Origin of the sequence: Clostridium sp. YIM B02506, assembly GCF_022324845.1 — a bacterium.
Lineage (GTDB): Bacteria > Bacillota > Clostridia > Clostridiales > Clostridiaceae > Clostridium_T > Clostridium_T intestinale.
The window spans coordinates 1-1,861 of the sequence record NZ_JAKGTG010000063.1; the positions used below are offsets into that span (position 1 = coordinate 1).

Genomic DNA, 1,861 nt, shown 5'->3' on the forward strand with positions numbered 1-1,861 from the left:
ATAACTGGAAAGCAAATTTCCAGTTATATAAATGAACATAATTTATAATTCACACAAAATTTTTCACATTCTCTATAACCACTTTTTTTAATATACTATATTAATTTTTTTATTTCTTCAACCCTTGTTAGTTGTTCCCAAGGAAGTTCTACATCTGTTCTTCCAAAATGTCCATAAGCTGCTGTCTTCTTATATATAGGTCTTCTTAAATCTAAGTCTCTTATAATAGCTCCTGGTCTTAAATCAAATACCTTATTTATTATATCGATTATTTTATCATCAGCTATTTTAGCAGTTCCAAATGTATCTACTTCTATTGACACTGGTTTAGCAACTCCTATAGCATAAGCTACTTCTATCTCTAATTTATCAGCAACACCAGCTGCTACAAGGTTTTTTGCAACCCATCTAGCCGCATAAGCTGCACTTCTATCTACCTTAGTTGGATCTTTTCCTGAGAAAGCTCCGCCACCATGTCTACCGTATCCGCCGTAGGTATCAACAATTATTTTTCTACCAGTTAAACCAGCATCTCCTTGTGGTCCCCCTATAACAAATCTTCCAGTTGGATTTATATAATATTTAGTATTTTCATCTAATAATTCAGCTGGTATAACAGCCTTTATTACATGTTCTAAAATATCACTTTTTATTTGTTCTTGTGATACCTCTGGTCCATGTTGAGTTGACACTACTATAGCATCAATTCTTTTTACTTTATTATCATCATATTCTACTGTAACTTGAGTTTTTCCATCTGGTCTTAAATACTCTAAAGTTCCATTTTTTCTTACTTCAGATAATCTTCTTGAAAGTCTATGCGCCATAGCTATAGGTGCTGGCATTAATTCTAGAGTTTCATTAGTTGCAAAACCAAACATCATTCCCTGATCTCCAGCTCCAACTGCATCGATTTTATCCATTTCGCCTTCTCTAGATTCTAAAGCTTCATCTACTCCTTGAGCTATATCTGATGATTGCTCATCTATAGTAGTTAATACTGCACAAGTATCACAGTCAAATCCATATTTTGCTCTATCGTAACCTATTTCTCTAATAGTTTGTCTAACTACCTTAGGAATATCCACATAACATTTAGTTGATATTTCCCCCATTACAATTACCATTCCAGTTGTAACTGCTGTCTCACATGCTACTCTAGCATTTGGATCTTGTTCAAATATAGCATCTAAAACTGAATCTGATATTTGATCACAGATTTTATCTGGATGTCCTTCTGTAACTGATTCAGATGTAAATAATCTTTTCATTTTATTTCTCCCTTCGATATATTATTGCAAAAAAAATAAAGCCCTCCGATAAGAAGAGACTTGATAAATTAATTCTCTCTCTTATCTCGCAGATTTTTCACTGCAGGAATTGGCACCTTTGTGCATAACACAGGTTGCCGGGTTTCGTAGGGCCCTATCCCTCCACCTCTCTTGATAAGAGTTATCATTATTCATTTCGTGAATAATTATATCATTATTAGATTAATATTTCAATAAAAATTTATAATAAATAAAAAAAAATAAAAAGTAGAATAATCTACTTTTATTGGTGGAGGAGGACGGATTCGAACCATCGAAACGAAACGTAACAGATTTACAGTCTGCCCCCTTTGGCCACTCGGGAACTCCTCCATGTTTTGTGGAGCTGGCAATAGGAATCGAACCTACAACCTGCTGATTACAAGTCAGCTGCTCTACCGTTGAGCCATGCCAGCACATATTTACTTTTAATGCTTATTGATTAAACTTGCTTGGTTATAATTTAATATTATAACTATTGGTGGGCACAACAGGGATCGAACCTGTGACCCCCTGCTTGTAAGGCAGGTGCTCTCCCAGCTGAGCTATGC

At 34.8% G+C, this 1,861-nt stretch carries 1 protein-coding gene, 2 tRNA genes and 1 riboswitch; all 3 genes read right to left on the minus strand.

Annotated elements, in window-relative coordinates; genetic code table 11:
* Positions 1-95: 95 nt before the first annotated feature.
* The 3 genes from metK to L1S49_RS23040 all read right to left on the minus strand — a co-directional run bounded on the left by metK (position 96) and on the right by L1S49_RS23040 (position 1,726).
* Complete coding sequence (metK, locus tag L1S49_RS23030) at positions 96-1,271, minus strand: methionine adenosyltransferase (RefSeq protein ID WP_238907693.1); 1,176 nt, start codon at positions 1,269-1,271, stop codon at positions 96-98.
* 78 nt (positions 1,272-1,349) lie between these two features.
* Positions 1,350-1,452, minus strand: a riboswitch (SAM riboswitch).
* 106 nt (positions 1,453-1,558) lie between these two features.
* A tRNA-Tyr gene (locus tag L1S49_RS23035) sits at positions 1,559-1,643 on the minus strand.
* Positions 1,644-1,651: 8 nt separating this feature from the next.
* Positions 1,652-1,726 (minus strand) — tRNA-Thr (locus L1S49_RS23040).
* Positions 1,727-1,861 lie beyond the last annotated feature (135 nt).